Origin of the sequence: Rhizobium sp. N122 (assembly GCF_002211295.1) — a bacterium.
Taxonomy (GTDB): Bacteria; Pseudomonadota; Alphaproteobacteria; order Rhizobiales; family Rhizobiaceae; genus Rhizobium.
On the sequence record NZ_LOKU01000012.1, the window covers coordinates 64,738 to 84,324 of the forward strand.

Below are 19,587 nucleotides of genomic sequence, written 5' to 3' on the forward strand. Positions count from 1 at the left end.
AGCATAAAAAAAGCGGAGCGCCGGGCACTCCGCTTTCGTTTTCCTGCGTCTCTTCCCCTCAGTCGGCCTTGTTGCGGCGGGCCGGGAAGAGGATGACGTCGCGGATGGACGGCGCGTTGGTCAGCAGCATGATCAGACGGTCGACGCCGATGCCGAGGCCGCCTGCGGGTGGCATGCCCTGGTCGATCGCATCGAGGAATTCCTCGTCCAGCTGCTTTTCCTTTTCGCCGCGGGCATGCGCCTGTTCGAGCTGCTCGACCATACGGCGGCGCTGCTCTTCGGGATCGTTAAGCTCCGAGAAGGCGTTGCCGAGTTCCCAGGCGTTGCAATAGGTCTCGAAGCGCTCGACCAGCCGCGGCTCGCCCGGCACTTCCTTGGCGAAAGGTGAGATGTCCTTCGGGAAATGCGTGACGTGAGACGGCTGGATCAGCGTCGATTCAACCTTTTCCTCGAAGATGAAGGCAAGGCACTCGCCCCAGGTCCAATCCTTCTCAACCGCGAAGCCGGCAGCCTTGGCGGCGGTGCGTGCTTCCTCGTCGGTCTTGATCGCCAGGAAATCGATGCCGGTGGCTTCCTTGACGGCGTCGGGCATCGGCACGCGCTTGAACGGCCCCTTGAAGGACAGGCGCTTGTCGCCGAAGTCGAATTCGGCGGTGCCGTGAATGGAGAGCGCCAGGGTCTCGAACAGGCGCTCGACGAGGTCCATCATGTCCTCGTAATCGGCATAGGCCCAGTAGCACTCCATCATGGTGAATTCGGGGTTGTGCCGGGTGGAGACGCCTTCGTTGCGGAAGTTCCGGTTGACCTCGAAGACCTTGTCGGTGAGGCCCGAGACTAGCGTGCGCTTGAGGAACAGTTCCGGCGCGATGCGCAGATACATGTCGAGCTTCAGCGTGTTGTGATGCGTCTTGAAAGGCTCGGCGGTGGCACCGCCATAGATCGATTGCAGCATCGGCGTCTCGACTTCCATGAAGCCGTCATTTTCCATGAAGCGGCGGATGCCGGAGACGATCTTCGAGCGCTGCTGGAAGCGCAGCTTCGAATCCTCATTGGTCAGGATGTCGAGATGGCGCTTGCGATAGCGCAGCTCGATGTCGGAGAGGCCATGCCACTTCTCGGGCATCGGCAGCAGCGACTTGGTCAGCATCTCGATCTTCTGGGCATTGATCGTCAGCTCGCCGCGCTTGGTGCGGCGCACGATGCCGGTGATGCCGATGATGTCGCCGATGTCGATCATCGGCAGCAGAGCGCGGGCCTCTTCCGGCGTCGTATCCTTATGGCTGAAGATCTGGATCTTGCCGCCGGCGTCGTGGATGTCCATGAACATGCCGGAGTTGCGCGAGGAATAAACGCGGCCGGCGACGGTGACGACATCCTGCGTCTCGACATCCGGTTCCAGCGATTCGTATTTGGCGCCGAGCTCGGCATTGGTCATCGTCCGGTGGAAATGCGCCGGGTAGACGTCGCCGATCTGCTCGCGCAGCAGCTTCAGCTTCTGGGCGCGCACCTCAGTCGCGTCGGAGGAAAGGGTGTTTTCGGTCTTGTCGTTCATGTTTTTTGCCTCATCGATGCGGCATGAATTCTAAACCAACGTTCGTTTTACCCGAAGCGTGGCGACTGGCTCGACGCTAACCCTCCCCCTTGTGGGGAGGGTCGGAGCGAAGCGGAGGGGAGGGGTTTTCTGGAAAAAGGCACTCCCCAACCCCTCCCCACAAGGGGGAGGGGCTTCCACTTTCATTTCGAGTCGACGAGGGCGGCGACCGCCTGCGCGGCGAGCTTCAGGCGCTGGCGCACGACGGAGCGGCCGAGGATCGCCATGGAATCGAAGAGCGGCAGCGAACGCGACGAGCCGGAGACGGCGACGAAGAGCGGCGAGACCACGACCTTCAGCTTCTTGCCCATGCGGTCGGAGATTGCGCGCAGCTCCGCCTCGATCGTCTCGACATTCCATTCCAGGATCTTTTCCAGATCCGGCTGAACGGTGTTGAGGATCTCCAGAATCTCTTCCGGCGGCGACTTGATCTTGGCGAAGTCCGACGGCTGCAGGCCGAGATCGGACTTTAGCAGGAAGCCGGCGAGGTCGGGCAGCTCGCCGAGCTTGGAGATGCGCGTCTGCGACAGGCGCAGGCCCGCCTTCAGGCGGTCGTTTTCCATGGCCCAGGTCAGCACCCGCGCCTGGAATTCCTCTTCCGACAGTTTCTCGCGGATCCAGCGGCCGTTCAGCCAATCGAGCTTCTGGATATCGAAGATCGCGCCGGCCTTGGAGAGGTTTTCGGGGTCGAACTTTTCGGAGAGCTCCTCGATCGTCAGCAATTCCTCGCCTTCGGCGATCTGAATGAAGAACAGGCCGAGGAAGTTCATCAGCGCTTCGGGGATATAGCCGAGCGCGGAATAATAGGAGATCGAGGTCGGGTTCTTGCGCTTCGACAGTTTCGACTTGTCGGCATTGCGCATCAGCGACAGATGCATGAAGACCGGCTGGTCCCAGCCGAAATAGCGATAGAGCAGAATGTGCTTCGGCACCGAAGCCAGCCATTCCTCGCCGCGCGCCACATGGGTGATCTTCATCAGATGGTCGTCGATGACGTTGGCCATGTGATAGGTCGGCATGCCGTCAGCCTTGATCAGCACCTGCATGTCGACGGAATCCCACGGGATGGAGACATCGCCGTAGACGCCGTCGGTGAAGTCGCAGGAGCCCTCGGTCGGGATTTTCATGCGGATGACGGTCGTCTCGCCGGCTGCCATGCGCGAGGTCACTTCCTCGGCCGTCAGGCTGAGGCAGAGACCGTCATACTTCGGCGGCTTGCCGGCGGCGCGCTGTGCCTCACGCATCTGTTCGAGGCGCGCGGGCGTGCAGAAACAGCGGAAGGCATGCCCCTTCTCCAGCAGCTCCTCGGCGTAAGGCTGGTACATCGGCTTGCGGTCGGACTGGCGATAGGGCCCGTAAGGGCCGCCGATATCGGGGCCTTCCTTCCATTCCAGCCCGCACCATTTCAGCGCGTCCAATACCTTGGTCTCGAATTCCGGGGTCGAGCGCGTGGCATCGGTATCTTCGATGCGCAGGATGAACTCGCCGCCATGCTTCTTGGCGAAAAGATAGTTGAAGAGAGCGATGTAAGCGGTGCCGACATGCGGCTCGCCGGTCGGCGAGGGAGCGATGCGGACGCGGACGCCGGAAGTTGTCATTGGTATGGCCCGTCAATGAACGCCGGACGGCTTTCCAGAAAAAGCGACGTTCGGCCGAAGGATGCAGATATCTTCATCGGCAAACCGGCCGAAAAAGGGCATGCGCCCGCACTATCCGCCGATCGTCCGTTCGGCTGGCCTTAGGCCATATTCAACCGGGCGCGTCAAGAAAAACCACGTCTGCAAGGCCCGGGGCAGTGAGGACGGCGCGCCGGTTGCGACGTGCCGTCCCGCTTCAGTCTCAGTGGGCGCTCTCGCGTTTCCGCTTGCGGGCATTGCGTGCGAACATGTTCAGCACCTCGACCAACGCCGAGAAGGCCATGGCGGCGTAGATGTAGCCCTTCGGCACGTGGAAGCCCATGCCTTCGGCGATCAGCGTCGTGCCGATCATCAGCAGGAAGGCGAGCGCCAGCATGACGATCGTCGGGTTCCGCTCGATGAAGTTGGCAAGCGGGTTTGCGGCCACCAGCATGACGGTGACGGCGGCGATGACGGCGATCACCATGATCGGCAGATGCGGCGTCATGCCGACGGCGGTGATGATGCTGTCGACGGAGAAGACGAGATCGAGCAGCAGGATCTGACCAATTGCCGATGCGAAGCCGGTCGTGGTGGATTTCGCGATGAAATCCTCCTGATGGTCCACGGGATCGACGGTGTGGTGAATTTCCTTGGTGGCTTTCCAGACGAGGAACAGGCCGCCGGCGATCAGGATCAGATCCTTCCAGGAGAAGCCGTGGCCGAAGGCCTCAAACAGCGGTTCGGTCAGCTGAACGATCCAGGCGACGGTGCCGAGCAGTCCCAGGCGCATGACGAGCGCCAGACCGATGCCGATCTTGCGGGCCTTCTCCCGGTGCTCGGGCGGCAGTTTGTTGGTGAGAATGGAAATGAAGATCAGGTTGTCGATCCCGAGAACGACTTCCATCACCACCAGCGTGATGAGCGCCACCCAGGCGGCCGGATCCTGAATGAGCGTCATGATTTCCTGCATCAGCGTATATCCCTCTTGCGTCACATGCGTGAATGACGCGCGCAATGTAGTGTCGGCAGCCTGCTACGCAAGCGCCGCAAGGGGGTATACGAAATTGATGTGACTTTTATTCCCTGGAACAGGATGATTTAAAGCCGGGCCGGCCTTAAATCATCCTCTAAATTAAAGAGTTAGAGCATGATTTCGTCCGAAAACCGGTCACACTTTTCGGCATCATGCTCTGATGGGCAGCCAGATTTCGGTGACGCCCATGCCGGTATAGGGGTCGAAGCGCTCGTCGTAGCGTTCGAACATGTCGGGCATGGCGCCGTGCTCCAGGCCGGAAGTCGGCCACCACGTGCCGAAAATCCGGTTCATCGTCGCGGAAATGCCGGAGACATGGCCGCGATGGGCAAAGACGACGTAGCGCTGGCCCGGTAGCTTGAGTGTCGTAAAATCCGCCGGCAGATCGCCGGCATCGGAAATTTCGACCGCGGCCATATAGCGGAATTTCTCCGCTTCGCCGTCGATATGCGTGCAGATGCCATAGGCGACGTTGCCTTTCTGGCCTGATATATGGCCGAAATGGGCATTGAACTTCTGCCAGAGAGAGGGAATGGCGGCATTGCCGCCATAGGGATAGATCTCCTGAAGACCGGCCAAGAGCATCGGCGGCAGGATTTCGAAACGGGGCGGTTCGAGGTCGTTGAGGTGGGCGGGGTCCATTCTGATCGGCTCCAGCAAGACAAGGTTACGGGCGTGTCCCTGCCGGCGCACCGCATCCGGCGTCATGCCGAACTGGTCGCGGAAGGCACGGGTGAAAGCCTCGTGCGAGCCGTAGCCGGCACAAAGCGCAACCTCGAGAATGGTGGATGAACCGCCGACCAATGCAGGCACGGCGCGGCTGAGGCGCCGCCCTCTTAGATAACCGCTGATCGAGTGGCCGGTGATGAGTCCGAAGACGCGCGACAGATGATAACGCGACAATCCGGCCGCTTCCGATATCTCTTCCAGCGACAGATCGCTTTCGGAATGGCTCTCTATGAACCATATAGCCCGTGCGATGGCGTTCATCCCTACTCCCCTGGTTGCTCTTCTTCTCTAGAGAAAAGCCGGCAGCCGGGTTTGATCGTTGTTGCGGAGTTTCAGCCGACGGGAAGCGGCAGTCAAGGATGCGGTCAGGCGGTCTCGTGCCGGCGCGCGCCGTAAGCGGCCATGAAGACGCGGATGGCGCCGCGGATGACGCGGTCGATTTCCTCGCGGGACGGCGGTTCTTCCATGCTTCCGAACAGACGGAGCTTGAAGAAACTGCCGCTGGCGAGATCGAGGAACTGGCCGGCGGCCAGATCGATGTCGTCGATCTTCAGCGCGCCTTCGGCGACATGCCGATCGAGGAAGTCGCGCATGATGGTGCGCAGGTTTACCGGACCCTTGAAAAAGCGCTGACAGAGCACCGGCATGCGGTCGCGCACGCCGAGAACGGTGCGCATCGCATTGATGACCTTTTCATCGGTCATATGGGTGACGAAGCTTATCCCGAATTCGTACAGGCCGGCTTCAGGATCGTCATGTTCGGCAAGAGCGGTGCGCACGGCGGCGACGAAGGCGGCGCGCTCGTCCTCGATCATCGCCGAAAACAATTCTTCCTTGTTGGTGAAGTAGACATAGAGCGTGCCCTTGGAGACGCCGGCCTCACGCGTCACGTCGTTCATGCTGGCGGCGTCGAAACCCATCTTCATAAAGACGCGTTTGGCACCGGCGAGGATCTGCTGGCGCTTGGCCGGATCTTCGCCCGCAGCAAACCGGCCTCCGCCAACGGGAGGGCTGAAGACGGCGGCATGGTCGGGTTTCAGCGTCATTTTTCCTTAACCGTGTTCACGGTTTCGTATTTTCTTTAAAGAAATCGAACCGATTGGTTCTATACACCTTGATATGACGGTAAAACAGGTTTAAGTCAACTGAACCGAACCGTTCAGTTCGATTATTTACTCCAAGATCGGTAAAGTGGTCATGTCGAGCAACCAGAAAAGCAACGTCGCGCGGATCGTCAGCGAAAATACCGGAGCCGAAGAGGCAAAGGCTGAAGCCGCAAGCGTTGCAGAAGCTCCGACGGCGGAAGTCCGCGAGAAGCCATCTGCGCCTGCGCAATCGGCGCCGGCTTCGGTCGCCGCACCCACGGCTGCCAAGAAGCGCCGCAGCCCGGTGCTGCCGATCGTCGTGCTCGCCATTCTCGCGGGCGGCGGCTGGTATGGCTACGAATGGTGGACGAACGGCCGCTTCATGGTGTCGACAGACGACGCCTATATCGAGGGCGATATCGCAACGATTTCGCCGAAGGTCACGGGCTACGTCGCTAGGGTGAATGTGGTCGCCAACCAGGAAGTCAAAGCCGGCGACGTGCTCGCCACGCTTGATAACGGCGACTATCAGAACGCCCTCGATCAGGCGCAGGCCCAGATCGCCACCGAACAGCTTTCGCTGCAGCGCATCGACGCGCAGATCGAAGGCGCCGATGCCAGCCTTGCGCAGGCGCAGGCGCAGAAGGTGGCACTCGAAGCGGCCGTTCGCGGTGCCGAGATCACCCAGAAGCGCCAGAGCGAGTTGCAGGCGAAGTCGGTCGGCACGGCTGCCGATCTCGACAATGCCAATATCGCGCTCGACCAGGCCAAGGCCAATCTTGCCGGCGGCGACGCCAACATCACTGCCGCGCAGGCCAACATCACCATTCTGCGGGCTCAGCGCAAAGAGGCCGAAGGCTCGGTGCGGGCGCTGGAAATCTCGCGCGACAAGGCCGCCCGCGATCTGTCCTTCACCGTGCTCAAGGCACCCTATGACGGCATCGTCGGCAATCGCTCGGTCCAGGAAGGCGATCTCGTTTCACCCGGCCAGCGGCTGATGGCGCTGGTGCCGGTGCATGAGCTCTATATCGACGCCAACTTCAAGGAAACGCAGATCCAGCATCTGGTTGCCGGCTCGAAGGTCAACGTCCATGTCGACGCCTATAGCGACCATCCGGTCGTCGGCACTGTCGAATCGATCTCGCCGGCGTCCGGCTCGGTCTTCTCGCTGCTGCCGCCGGAAAATGCGACGGGCAATTTCACCAAGGTGATCCAGCGCGTGCCGGTGCGCATCGCGTTGCCGCAGGATGCGCTCGACAGCGGGCGCCTGCGCGCCGGTCTCAGCGTCGTCGTCGACGTCGATACCCGTACGGCGCCGGGCAAGTAAGCCCTTAGACAAGGCGGAGGTTCTCCGATGGCCGGAAGCGCGACAGCAACAGCGGGGACGATTCCGGCGGTACCTGCCCACGCCGACGAGCGCATGGATCCGAGGAAACTCATCGCCTTCTTCGCGATGGTGCTCGGCATGTTCATGTCGATCCTCGACATCCAGATCGTTTCGGCCTCGCTCGCCGAAATCCAGGCCGGCCTTTCGGCGGGCAGCGACGAAGTCGGCTGGGTGCAGACGGCCTATCTGATCGCCGAAGTGATCATGATCCCGCTTTCGGGCACGCTGGCGCGCATCATCTCGACGCGTTATCTCTTCGCGATCTCGGCGGCCGGTTTCACTATGGCGAGCGCGCTTGCCGCGACGGCGACGAATATCGACCAGATGATCGTCTACCGCGCCATTCAGGGTTTTATCGGCGGCGGCATGATCCCGTCGGTGTTCGCGGCCGCCTTCACCATCTTCCCGGCGTCGAAGCGCAGCATCGTTTCGCCGATCATCGGCCTGATCGCGACGCTGGCGCCGACCATCGGCCCGACCGTCGGCGGCTATCTCAGCCACGCCTTCTCCTGGCACTGGCTGTTCCTCGTCAACATCGTTCCCGGCATCATCGTTACGATCGTCACCTGGAACTTCATCGATTTCGACAAGCCGGAACTGTCGCTCTTCAAGAAGTTCGACTGGTGGGGACTGATCTCGATGGGCGTCTTCCTCGGCACGATGGAATATGTGCTCGAAGAGGGCAATTCGAACGACTGGTTCAACGACAGCTCCATCGCCATTGCCGCTGTCGCCTCCCTCGTTGGTGCCATCGTCTTCTTCTATCGCGCCTTCACGGTGGAGTTCCCCGTCGTCGATCTCAAGGCCTTTGCGAACCGGAATTTCTCCTTCGGCTCGATCTTTTCCTTCGTCATGGGCATCGGCCTTTACGGCCTCACCTATATCTATCCGGTCTATCTCGGCCGCATCCGCGGCTATGATTCACTGATGATCGGCGAGACGATGTTCGTCTCCGGGCTGGCGATGTTCTTTACCGCGCCGATCGCCGGCAAGCTGTCGACCAAGATGGACCTGCGCCTGATGATGGTGATCGGTTTCGCCAGCTTCGCCGCCGGCACATACATCATGATACACTTGACGGCGGATTGGGATTTCTACGAGCTGTTCATTCCGCAGGTCCTGCGCGGTTTCGGGCTGATGATGTGCATGGTCCCGATCAACAATATCGCGCTCGGCACGATGCCGCCCTCACGCATCCGCGGCGCGTCCGGCCTGTTCAACCTGACCAGAAACCTCGGCGGCGCCGTCGGCCTTGCGGTCATCAACACCGTGCTCACCAACCGCCAGGACGTGCATTACGAGCGGCTGCGGGAGAATATGGACTGGGGTAATCCGGCGGCGATCGACCAGATGAACAACATGACCGCCAATTTCAACACCTACGGCATGGATGGCGCTTCGGTCGCGATCAAACAGATGGTCGGCCTTGCCACCAAGCAGGCGGTGATCCTCTCCTTCAGCGACGTCTTCCTGATCTTGACCGGGCTTTTCGTTGCGATGATCTTCGGCGTCGCCATGATCAAGAAACCTGCGCCGCAAGGCGGGGGAGGCGGCGGCGGCCACTGACCTCCGGCCTGCCGCCCCTTGAAAAGGCCCTCTCCGGAGGGCCTTTTTGCTTGCTGCCTTCCGGCCGTTATGTCATCAGCGTGTAATCCTCGGTCGTCGGTCCGAAGCGGGCTGGCCGTGTTGGAAAACAGTGTGCCAATCGGCCTTTTCGATTTTTTGATTTACGTACATCAAATTTGGCGCTAAGGGTCTCGTCAGGAGGAATGATGAGGCCAACTGTTCACGATATCGCCGCCGCTGCCGGGGTCAGTCTTGCGACTGTCGACCGGGTTCTCAACCAGCGTCCGGGCGTGCGCCATGTCACGCGGGCGAAGGTCGAGACCGCAATCCGCGAGCTCGGTTATATCAGGGACGTCGCCGCCGCCAATCTTGCCAAGGGGCGCACCTATCCGCTGGTCTTCATCCTGCCGGCCAGCGACAATTCCTTCATGCATGGGCTGAATGCCGAGATCCGGCAGGCGGTGCTGCGCTCGCCGGCCGAGCGCACCGATATCCGCATCATCGAGGTGCCGGCCTTCGATCCGGCCGCCCTGGTCGCCGTGCTCGAAGGGCTTTCCCGGGAAAGACCTTGCGGCATCGCGATGGTCGCGACCGATGCGCCTGAGGTGCGCGCCGTCGTCGACAAGCTGGTGCGCGAGCGCTTTCCCATCGTCACCCTGGTGTCCGATCTCACCGGGTCGCTGCGCCATCATTATGCCGGTGTCGACAATATCGCGGCCGGCCGCACGGCGGCGCGTCTGCTCGGCCGCTTTCTCGGGCCGCGAAAGGGTGAGATCGCCGTGCTTGCCGGCTCCATGCTGGTGCGCGACCATCGCGAGCGGCTGGAAGGTTTTGCCTCTGTCATGGCCGCGGAATTTCCCGATCTTGCCGTCCTGCCGGTTCTCGAAGGCCGCGACGACCCCGAAGTCGCCCATAGGCTCGTTGTCGATGCGCTCGGGAATGCCGGCATCGTCGGCGTCTACAGCCTCGGTGCCGGCAATCGCGGTCTCATCCGGGCGCTGAAGGAGAAGGCCGTCGATCGGACGCTGACGGTGATTGCCCACGAACTGACCGCCTACACGCGCGCGGCGCTCATCGACAACACCATCGATGCGATCCTCAATCAGGACGCCGGCCATGAGGTGCGCAGCGCCATACGCATATTGAAAGCCAAGGCGGACGGGCTTGCCGTCATCGACGCGCAGGAGCGCATCCGCCTCGACATATTTGTGAAAGACAATCTGCCGTAACGGCAAAGGAGAAGACCCCATGTATCTCGGTCTCGATCTCGGAACCTCCGGCGTCAAGGCGATGCTGATCGACGGCGATCAGACGATCATCGGCTCGGCCAATGGTTCGCTCGACGTTTCCCGCCCCCATTCCGGTTGGTCGGAGCAGGAACCGTCCCACTGGGTACGTGCCACCGAAGAGGCCGTCGCCGGGCTGAAGGCGAAACACCCGAAGGAGCTTGCCGCGGTCAAGGGTATCGGTCTCTCCGGCCAGATGCATGGCGCGACACTGATCGATGCCGCCGACAAGGTGCTGCGCCCCTGCATCCTCTGGAACGACACGCGCAGCCACGTCGAGGCTGCGGTCCTCGACGCCGATCCGCGCTTCCGTGCGCTGACCGGCAATATCGTCTTCCCGGGCTTCACCGCGCCGAAACTCGCCTGGGTCGAGAAGCATGAGCCCGATGTCTTCGCCAGGATCGCCAAGGTGCTCTTGCCGAAGGACTATCTGCGCCTTTGGCTGACCGGCGACTATGTCTCGGAAATGTCGGATTCGGCCGGTACCTCCTGGCTCGACACCGGCAAGCGCGCCTGGTCGTCCGATCTGCTTGCCGCCACCCATCTTTCCAGGGAGCAGATGCCGGCGCTTGTCGAAGGCACCGAGCAGGCCGGTACGCTGCGGCCCGAACTTGCGGCGCAATGGGGCATATCCTGCAATGTCGTCGTGGCCGGCGGCGCCGGCGACAATGCGGCCTCGGCCTGCGGCATGGGGACCGTCAGCGATGGCGCCGCCTTTGTCTCGCTCGGCACCTCGGGCGTGCTTTTTGCCGCCAACGGTTCCTATCTGCCGAAGCCGGAAAGCGCCGTGCATGCTTTCTGCCACGCACTGCCGAACACCTGGCACCAGATGGGCGTCATCCTCTCGGCCACCGACGCGCTCAACTGGCATTCCGGCGTCACCGGCAAGTCGGCCGCCGATCTCACCGGTGAGCTCGGCGAGACGCTGAAGGCGCCGACCGGCGTCACCTTCCTTCCTTATCTCTCCGGCGAGCGCACGCCGCACAATGATGCCGTCATCCGCGGCGCTTTCATCGGCCTCGAACATGAAAGCAGCCGCGTTGTGCTCACCCAGGCGGTGCTCGAAGGCGTCGCCTTCGCCATCCGCGACAATCTCGAAGCGCTGCGCTCGGCCGGCACCGGCATCTCCCGCGTCACCGCAATCGGCGGCGGTTCACGCTCGCATTACTGGCTGGCGTCGATCGCCACTGCCCTCGGCGTTCCGGTCGACCTGCCGGCCGACGGCGATTTCGGCGCGGCCTTCGGCGCCGCCCGCCTCGGTCTGATCGCCGCTTCGGGGGCCGATCCGATTGCCGTCTGCACGCCGCCGGTGACCTCAGGCACGATCGAGCCGGTGTCGGGGCTGAGCGCTGCATACGAGGATGCCTATAGGCGCTATCGCGCACTCTATCCGGCGATCAAGTCGCTGGCGCATTGAGAACTGGAGCCGGCGGCCCCCTCATCCGCCTGTCGGCACTGACCGGGGTCGAGCCACGCGTCTCGACCCGTCCTTCGGACCCCCGCTGGGGAGAAGAGATTCGCGGCGGCGCCTCAGTTCCCTTCGCCCCTGGGGTGAAGGGTCGGATGAGAGGCCGGATGGCACAAACGATAAGACTGAATTACGAACCCCAAGGAGACCAACATGAGCACCGGATTTTTCGGCGATATCCAGAAAGTAAAATACGAAGGCCCCGACAGCACCAATCCGCTGGCCTTCCGCTACTACCAGCCTGATGAAATCGTCATGGGCAAGCGCATGGAAGACCATCTGCGCTTTGCGGTGGCCTATTGGCACACTTTCACCTGGCCGGGCGGCGACCCCTTCGGCGGCCAGACCTTCCTGCGTCCCTGGTTCGAGGACACGATGAAGGCCGCCAAGCTCAAGGCGGACGTCGCTTTCGAATTCTTCTCGCTGCTCGGCGCGCCCTATTATTGCTTCCATGACGCCGATGTGCGCCCCGAGGGCAAGAATTTCGCTGAGAACACCAAAAACCTCAACGAGATCGTCGATTACTTTGCCGAGAAGCAGGCCGCGACCGGCACCAAGCTGCTCTGGGGCACGGCGAACCTGTTCTCTCACCGCCGCTATATGTCGGGTGCCGCAACCAACCCCGATCCCGATGTCTTTGCTTTTGCGGCAGCGACGGTGAAGACCTGCATCGACGCCACGCAGAAGTTGGGCGGTGAGAATTACGTGCTCTGGGGCGGCCGCGAAGGTTATGAGACGCTGCTCAACACCGATATCGGCCGTGAGCTCGACCAGCTCGGCCGCTTCCTCAACCTCGTCGTCGAATACAAGCACAAGATCGGCTACAAGGGCACGATCCTGATCGAGCCGAAGCCGCAGGAGCCGACCAAGCACCAGTACGACTACGACGTCGCGACCGTTTACGGCTTCCTCAAGAAGCACGGACTTGAAAACGAGGTGAAGCTCAATATCGAGCAGGGCCACGCGATCCTGGCCGGCCACTCCCTCGAGCATGAGCTGGCGCTTGCCAATGCGCTCGGCATTTTCGGCTCGATCGACATGAACCGCAACGACTACCAGTCCGGCTGGGATACCGACCAGTTCCCGAACAATGTTCCGGAAATGGCGCTCGCCTATTATCACGTTCTGGCAGGCGGCGGCTTCAAGACCGGCGGCACCAACTTCGACTCGAAGCTGCGCCGCCAGTCTCTCGACCCGGCGGATCTACTGATCGGTCATATCGGCGGCATGGATTGCTGCGCCCGCGGCCTGAAGGCCGCAGCCAGGATGATCGAGGACAAGGCCCTGTCGCAGCCGCTCGCCGATCGTTATGCCGGCTGGGAAACCGCCGAGGCGCAGAAGCTGTTCCGCGGCGAGTATTCGCTGGATGAGATCACCAGCTGGGTCGAGACCAAGGACGTCAACCCGCAGCCGAGATCCGGCAAGCAGGAACTGCTCGAAAACGTCGTCAACCGTTACGTCTGATCAAATACGCCGGCGGCCATCGGCCGCCGGCGTAACTCTTTCCGACCGGGGTGGAAGTCCTCAGCCTCTATTGGCTCAGCGCTTCGACCAGGCGCGCGACGGTGCGGAGACGGAGTTTCGAACCACCAGATCCGGCCTCAGCAGGATCTCGGTTTCGGTCGGCCGGCCATCGGACAGGAGCTCCAGCAGCAGCGCCATCGCCTGTTTGCCGATTGCCGTTCGCGGCTGGCGGATCGTCGTCAGCGGCGGGGATATGAAGACGGCCTGCGGCACGTCGTCGAAACCGGTCACCGAGAAATCCCTTGGAATGTCATAACCTCGCGCGCCGAGGCCGACCATGACGCCGATCGCCGTCTGATCGTTGACGCACATGAAGGCTGTGGGAAGCGTGTCCCGCATGAAAAGCTGTTCAACCGCATGCCGGCCGCTTTCGATCGTGCCGTCGCCTTCGAGCACGATTCTCAAATCGGGCGGGACGCCGGCAGCATCGAGGCCGGCATCATAACCCATGCGGCGTCTGGTATAGGCAAGCCGGGTGCGCGAATCGCCGATGAAGGCGATCTTGCGATGGCCTTCGGCCAGCAGCAGGTCCACCGCCTTCCTGGCGCCCTCGGTATCGTCGACGCCGACATAGGGAATACCGCCATTGAAGACCGGCTCGAACACGCCGACACTGGGTGGCAGCCGCGCCGTCATCGTCTGATGCCCGAAGGGCAGGATGCCGGTGAACAGGATCAACCCGGCCGCCTGGTTGGAATTCAGGAATTTCAGATATTCGAGGCCGCGCTGGGCGTCGTTCTGCGTATGGCCGATCAGGATGCCGTAGCCATGCGCGCGTGCCTCGTTTTCCAGCCCGACGAGAATGTTGGAGAAATTGGGGTCGCCAATATCGGGCGCGACGACGAGGATCATGTTCGAGCGGCCGAGCCTCAGGCTGCGGGCCATGGCATTGGTGGTGTAACCGGTGATGGCGATCGCCTGGTTGACCTTGAGCCGGGTGGAATTGGCGACCTTCTCCGGCATGTGAATTGCCCGGGACACCGTCGCGATGGAGACCTCGGCGATCCGGGCGACGTCTTCGATTGTAGCGGGCGTGGAATTCGACACTGAGTTCTGCCTTGGGGCTGTCTTCGCCGCGACACTACACAGACTTGTCGAGAGGTCAAAGGCGGGCTTCAACTGATCTGTGTAAATCAACGATGTAAACCTTTACACGATGTATGTAAAGGTTTACATAAGTGTTCAGCGGACGGAGAACCGCTTGGGGAGGATCTGATGACCGTGGAGGCTACCGACACTGCACCCGTGGTGCTGTCCGCAAGGCGCATATGCAAATCCTTCAGTGGGGTGCAGGTCCTCTTCAGTGTCAACTTCGATCTCCGTGCCGGCGAAATCCATGCGCTGATGGGGGAAAATGGCGCCGGCAAATCCACGCTCGTCAAGATATTGTCCGGCTTCGAGCAGCCGACTTCCGGCGAGATCTTGCTCGACGGCCAGCCTGTCGTCCTGCCGCCCAACGGTGCTGCCGAGGCGCTCGGCATCGTCATCATTCACCAGGAATTCAACCTTGCCGAACATCTGACGGTGACCGAGAGCCTCTTCCTCGGGCGCGAAGTCACGCGCTTCGGCGTGCTCGACCGCAAATATATGCGCTCGGAGACCCGCAAGGTTCTCGACGTGCTCGGTTCGCATGTCGATGAGAATGCGCTGATCAGCACGCTTTCCATCGCCGACAAACAGATGGTCGAAATCGCCAAGGCGATCAGCCGCGACGCGCGGGTGGTGTTCATGGACGAGCCGACCGCGGTCTTGTCGCGGGAAGAGACCAATATGCTCTTCAGGCAGGTTCGCAAGCTGCGCGATCAGGGCACCAGCTTCGTCTTCGTCTCGCACAAGCTCGACGAAGTGATGGAACTGACCGATCGGGTGACGGTGCTGCGCGACGGCCAGTGGATCAAGACGTCGCCGACGTCCATTCTCGACGGGGAATCGATCGCCCAGCTGATGGTCGGTCGCGAACTGTCCAGTCTCTATCCCGCCAAGGTCGAGCCCGATGTCGACGAGGAGGTCGTGCTCCGCGTCGCCTCGGTGTCGACGGGCTATGTGAGGGATGCGAGCTTCGAGGTGCGCAAGGGTGAGATCATCGGTTTCTCAGGCATGATCGGCTCCGGCCGCACCGAGCTGATGGAGGCGATTGCCGGGTTGCGGACGCGTCTCGAGGGTGAGGTTGTGATCAAGGGGGAAACTGTTCCTCCCGGCGACGTGCATGCCGCCAATCGCTGCGGGCTTGCCTATATGACCAAAGACCGCAAATCGAAGGGGCTGCTGCTGCGCTCGGGCATGATCACCAATCTGACGCTGCAGTCGCTTGGAAGGCATTCTCGCCGAGGCTATCTCAGCCCCGGCAGCGAGGCGGCCGCCATGACAAAGGCCAAGCGCCGGTTCGACATCCGGGTTCGCGACGGCAACATCGTCGCCGGCCGGATGTCGGGCGGAAACCAGCAGAAGCTGTTGCTCGCCAAGGTGATGGAGACCGAGCCGGACATCATCATCATCGACGAGCCGACGCGCGGCATCGATGTCGGCACCAAGCAACAGATCTATCATTTCATCTCGGCGCTCGCCCGCGACGGCCGGTCGATCATTGTCGTCTCCTCGGAGATGCCGGAGGTCATCGGTCTCTGCACGCGGGTGGTGGTGATGCGCGAAGGCCATATCGTCGGCGTGCTCGAAGGTGATGAGATCTCCGAGCAGGAGATCATGCGTTACGCCGCCGGGCTGAAGAAGAAGGCGGCGGCCTGAGGGCCGAAGCGAACAGATAAGATGCCCAAAAAAGATGGGGCGGGAGGTTGGTTTTGGAAATGAGTGTCAACGAGGAGACCAGGGAAATCCGGCGCCGGTCCTGGCGGGATGTCGATCTGCGCGCGGTCGCGCCTTTCGTCGCCCTGGCGCTGCTTCTGATCGTCGGAGCCCTGGTCAATCCCAATTTCATCGGCATCACCAACCTTGCCAATGTCGCGACGCGCAGCGCCTTCATCGCCATTATCGCGGTCGGCGCGACCTTCGTGATCTCGGCCGGCGATCTCGACCTGTCGGTGGGCTCGATGGTGGCCTTCGTCGCCAGCCTGATGATCCTGCTGATGAATTCGGGCGCCATCGAGAACCCGGCGCTGATGCTGACGGTTGCCGTCGTCTTCACCATGGTCGCCGGCTCGCTTTGCGGCCTGGCGAATGGCCTGATCACCACGGTGGGCAAGATCGAACCCTTCATCGCCACGCTCGGCACGATGGGCATCTATCGCGGCCTGACGACATGGCTATCGCAGGGCGGCGCGATCACGCTGCGCTCGGCCGATATCCAGACGCTCTATCGTCCGGCTTATTTCGGCAATATCGCCGGCGTGCCGGTGCCGATTGCGGTGATTCTCGCGGTGACGGCGGTTGCGGCCTTCATCCTCTACCGCACTCGCTACGGGCGCCACGTCGTCGCCGTCGGATCAAACAGCGACGTCGCCCGCTATTCCGGCATCGCGGTCAATCGTGTGCGGACGATCGCCTTCGTAATCCAGGGCCTGTGCGTCGCCATTGCCGTGCTGCTCTATGTTCCCCGTCTCGGCTCGACTTCGGCGACGACAGGCATCCTGTGGGAGTTGCAGGCGATCACGGCGGTCGTCGTTGGTGGCACGGCGCTGAAGGGCGGCGCCGGCAGGGTCTGGGGCACGATCTGCGGCGCCTTCATTCTCGAGCTCGTCGGCAACATCATGCTGCTTTCGAATTTCATCAGCGAGTATCTGATCGGCGCCATCCAGGGTGCGATCATCATCATCGCCATGTTCGTGCAGCGCTCGCTGGTGCGCAAATCATGAAGTGACCGGCTGCTTTTGGGCCGGCCTGAAATTAATCGGGCTTGAAATTGATCGGGCTTACAGGGCGTCCGGTCCCGATATGGAAAAGTCCCTGAATATTGGGAGGAAACAGCATGCGTAAATTGATGTTGGGCCTGGCGGTTGCGGCGGTGACATTCGCCGGCGCCGCTCACGCCCAGGATAAGAAATTCACGATCGGCGTGTCCATTCCGGCCGCCGACCACGGCTGGACGTCGGGTGTGGTCTTTCATGCCGAACGCGTCGCCAAGCTGCTGATGGCCGAACATCCCGGTCTCAACGTCATCGTCAAGACCTCGCCGGATGCCGCCAGCCAGGCAAATGCCGTGCAGGATCTCGACACGCAGGGCATCGACGCGCTGGTCATCCTGCCGTCGGATCCCGATCCGCTCGTCAACGCCATCAAGGAGGTCAAGGGCAAGGGCAAGTTCGTCGCTCTCGTCGACCGCGCGCCGTCGAGCAACGACAATTCCGTGCGCGACCTCTATGTCGCCGGCAACAACCCGGCTCTCGGCGAAGTCGCCGGCAAGTACATCAAGGACACCACGCCGGACGCCGAAGTCGTGATCATCCGCGGTCTGCCGATTCCGATCGACCAGCAGCGCCAGGACGGCTTCGACAAGGGCATTGCCGGCTCGAAGGTCAAGGTTCTCGACCGCCAGTACGGCAACTGGAACCGCGACGATGCCTTCAAGGTCATGCAGGACTACCTGACCAAGTACCAGAAGATCGACGTCGTGTGGTGCCAGGACGACGACATGGCGGTCGGCGTTCTGCAGGCGATCGAGCAGGCCAAGCGCACCGACATCAAGTATGTCGTCGCCGGCGCCGGTTCCAAGGACATGGTCAAGAAGGTCATGGACGGCGACAAGATGATCCCGGTCGACGTTCTCTACCCGCCGGCAATGGTCGGCACGGCCATGGAGCTGACGGCCGCCGCCCTCTACGATCAGGTTCCGGTTCACGGCAGCTACATCCTCGACGCGACGCTCGTCACCAAGGACAATGCCAAGGACTTCTACTTCCCGGATTCTCCGTTCTGATCCATCGTTTGACGACATGCGCCCATTCGAAAGGATGGGCGCATTTTTATGCTCCCATACAGCGTGCAGGTGATAATGCTGCACGTACCTCTTGCCCGCCAAAGCCCATCATGATTAGCTCGCAGCCACATCGCATCCGGCCTTGCGCCAAAATGCTGGTAAGGGCGAGGAGGCGCCTTGCGCCCGTCAAATTGCGTGCTACAACACTTCAGAAACGTTTACGGTCGATATTCAGGGAGGAATCTGACATGAAGACGATCAAGGGCCCCGGCCTTTTCCTTGGCCAGTTCGCGGGCGACGCCGCGCCTTTCAATTCCTGGGACGCGATCACCAAATGGGCGGCCGACATCGGCTACAAGGGTGTCCAGGTGCCGACCTGGGCGAGTCAGTTGATCGATCTGAAGAAGGCTGCGACCTCCAAGGATTATTGCGACGAATTCGCTGGCAAGGCCCGCGAAAACGGCATCGAGATCACCGAACTTTCCACCCATCTGCAGGGTCAGCTCGTCGCCGTTCACCCGGCCTATGACGAAGCCTTCGACGGGTTCGCCGCCCCCGAGGTGCGCGGCAATCCGAAGGCGCGCCAGGAATGGGCGGTCGAGCAGGTCAAGATGGCGTTGACGGCATCGAAGAACCTTGGTCTCAAGGCGCATGCGACCTTTTCCGGCGCGCTCGCCTGGCCGTTCATCTATCCTTGGCCGCAGCGTCCCGCCGGCCTGGTCGAAACAGCCTTCGACGAACTTGCCCGCCGCTGGACGCCGATTCTCAACCATGCCGACGAGAACGGCATCGACGTCTGCTACGAGATCCATCCGGGTGAAGATCTGCATGACGGCATCACCTTCGAGATGTTCCTGGAGCGGGTGAAGAACCATCCGCGCGCCAACATGCTCTACGATCCCTCGCACTATGTCCTGCAGTGCCTCGATTATCTCGACAACATCGACATCTACAAGGACCGCATCAAGATGTTCCACGTCAAGGATGCGGAGTTCAATCCGAGTGGGCGCCAGGGCGTCTATGGCGGCTATCAGGGCTGGGTGGAACGCGCCGGCCGCTTCCGCTCGCTCGGCGATGGTCAGGTGGATTTCGGCGCGGTGTTCTCGAAGATGACCGCCAATAATTTCGACGGCTGGGCCGTGGTCGAATGGGAATGCGCGCTGAAGCATCCGGAAGACGGCGCCCGCGAAGGGGCCGAGTTCGTTGCTGCACACATCATCCGCGTCACCGAAAAAGCCTTCGACGATTTCGCCGGCAGCGGCACCGATCAGGCGGCGAACCGGCGGATGCTGGGGCTTTCCTAAACAGGGCATCTGGTGGGGTGCCCCTCACCCTAACCCTCTCCCCGTAAACGGGGAGAGGGGACTTGCCCGACCAAACGTTGAGAGCGGAAAAGACGCTGCGGCATATCCCCTTCGCCCCGCTTGCGGGG

15 protein-coding genes are annotated in these 19,587 nt (G+C 61.7%); 9 read left to right on the forward strand and 6 right to left on the reverse strand.

Annotated elements, in window-relative coordinates; all coding sequences use genetic code 11:
- Nucleotides 1-58 precede the first annotated feature (58 nt).
- The 5 genes from lysS to ATY75_RS10745 form a co-directional block, all read right to left on the reverse strand.
- Nucleotides 59-1,552, reverse strand: coding sequence for a lysine--tRNA ligase (lysS, locus tag ATY75_RS10725; RefSeq protein ID WP_088937531.1), 1,494 nt, complete (start codon nucleotides 1,550-1,552; stop codon nucleotides 59-61).
- A gap of 182 nt (nucleotides 1,553-1,734) precedes the next feature.
- Nucleotides 1,735-3,189, reverse strand: a complete 1,455-nt coding sequence (gltX, locus tag ATY75_RS10730; protein ID WP_088937532.1) for a glutamate--tRNA ligase — start codon at nucleotides 3,187-3,189, stop codon at nucleotides 1,735-1,737.
- 241 nt (nucleotides 3,190-3,430) lie between these two features.
- Nucleotides 3,431-4,180 carry a TerC family protein gene (locus ATY75_RS10735; RefSeq protein WP_088937533.1) on the reverse strand — a complete coding sequence of 250 codons (750 nt, stop codon included), beginning with the start codon at nucleotides 4,178-4,180 and terminating at the stop codon, nucleotides 3,431-3,433.
- 213 nt (nucleotides 4,181-4,393) lie between these two features.
- The gene (locus ATY75_RS10740) at nucleotides 4,394-5,233 is read right to left on the reverse strand and encodes an AraC family transcriptional regulator (protein ID WP_088937534.1); all 840 of its coding nucleotides are present in this window, start codon (nucleotides 5,231-5,233) and stop codon (nucleotides 4,394-4,396) included.
- A 104-nt stretch (nucleotides 5,234-5,337) separates the two neighbouring features.
- On the reverse strand, nucleotides 5,338-6,018 hold the full coding sequence (locus tag ATY75_RS10745; protein ID WP_088937535.1) for a TetR/AcrR family transcriptional regulator: 681 nt from the start codon (nucleotides 6,016-6,018) through the stop codon (nucleotides 5,338-5,340).
- 151 nt (nucleotides 6,019-6,169) lie between these two features.
- Here ATY75_RS10745 and ATY75_RS10750 point away from each other — a divergent pair, with 151 nt between their 5' ends.
- The 5 genes from ATY75_RS10750 (at nucleotide 6,170) to xylA (ending at nucleotide 13,228) form a co-directional block, all read left to right on the forward strand.
- Complete coding sequence (locus ATY75_RS10750) at nucleotides 6,170-7,384, forward strand: HlyD family secretion protein (RefSeq protein ID WP_088937536.1); 1,215 nt, start codon at nucleotides 6,170-6,172, stop codon at nucleotides 7,382-7,384.
- Between the two features lie 27 nt (nucleotides 7,385-7,411).
- Complete coding sequence (locus ATY75_RS10755; protein WP_064840772.1) at nucleotides 7,412-9,010, forward strand: DHA2 family efflux MFS transporter permease subunit; 1,599 nt, start codon at nucleotides 7,412-7,414, stop codon at nucleotides 9,008-9,010.
- A gap of 206 nt (nucleotides 9,011-9,216) precedes the next feature.
- On the forward strand, nucleotides 9,217-10,239 hold the full coding sequence (locus tag ATY75_RS10760) for a LacI family DNA-binding transcriptional regulator (RefSeq protein ID WP_088937537.1): 1,023 nt from the start codon (nucleotides 9,217-9,219) through the stop codon (nucleotides 10,237-10,239).
- A gap of 19 nt (nucleotides 10,240-10,258) precedes the next feature.
- Nucleotides 10,259-11,713 carry a xylulokinase gene (gene xylB / locus ATY75_RS10765; RefSeq protein ID WP_088937538.1) on the forward strand — a complete coding sequence of 485 codons (1,455 nt, stop codon included), beginning with the start codon at nucleotides 10,259-10,261 and terminating at the stop codon, nucleotides 11,711-11,713.
- Between the two features lie 204 nt (nucleotides 11,714-11,917).
- Nucleotides 11,918-13,228: a xylose isomerase gene (xylA, locus tag ATY75_RS10770; protein WP_088937539.1), complete on the forward strand. Its 1,311-nt coding sequence runs from the start codon at nucleotides 11,918-11,920 to the stop codon at nucleotides 13,226-13,228.
- A 75-nt stretch (nucleotides 13,229-13,303) separates the two neighbouring features.
- Here the strand turns inward: xylA and ATY75_RS10775 are convergent, their stop codons facing one another.
- Nucleotides 13,304-14,335 (reverse strand): LacI family DNA-binding transcriptional regulator, encoded by a 1,032-nt coding sequence (locus ATY75_RS10775; protein WP_064840768.1) that lies wholly within the window; start codon nucleotides 14,333-14,335, stop codon nucleotides 13,304-13,306.
- Nucleotides 14,336-14,503: 168 nt separating this feature from the next.
- On the opposite strand from ATY75_RS10775, the gene ATY75_RS10780 reads away from it, so the two are divergent.
- The 4 genes from ATY75_RS10780 to ATY75_RS10795 all read left to right on the forward strand — a co-directional run bounded on the left by ATY75_RS10780 (nucleotide 14,504) and on the right by ATY75_RS10795 (nucleotide 19,459).
- A complete protein-coding gene (locus ATY75_RS10780) occupies nucleotides 14,504-16,030 on the forward strand; it encodes a sugar ABC transporter ATP-binding protein (protein WP_064840767.1) in 1,527 nt (508 codons plus the stop codon).
- Between the two features lie 59 nt (nucleotides 16,031-16,089).
- Nucleotides 16,090-17,094 (forward strand): ABC transporter permease, encoded by a 1,005-nt coding sequence (locus tag ATY75_RS10785; RefSeq protein WP_064840766.1) that lies wholly within the window; start codon nucleotides 16,090-16,092, stop codon nucleotides 17,092-17,094.
- Between the two features lie 113 nt (nucleotides 17,095-17,207).
- Complete coding sequence (locus tag ATY75_RS10790; RefSeq protein WP_064840765.1) at nucleotides 17,208-18,155, forward strand: substrate-binding domain-containing protein; 948 nt, start codon at nucleotides 17,208-17,210, stop codon at nucleotides 18,153-18,155.
- A 248-nt stretch (nucleotides 18,156-18,403) separates the two neighbouring features.
- Nucleotides 18,404-19,459, forward strand: coding sequence for a sugar phosphate isomerase/epimerase (locus ATY75_RS10795; RefSeq protein WP_088937540.1), 1,056 nt, complete (start codon nucleotides 18,404-18,406; stop codon nucleotides 19,457-19,459).
- Nucleotides 19,460-19,587: the final 128 nt, after the last annotated feature.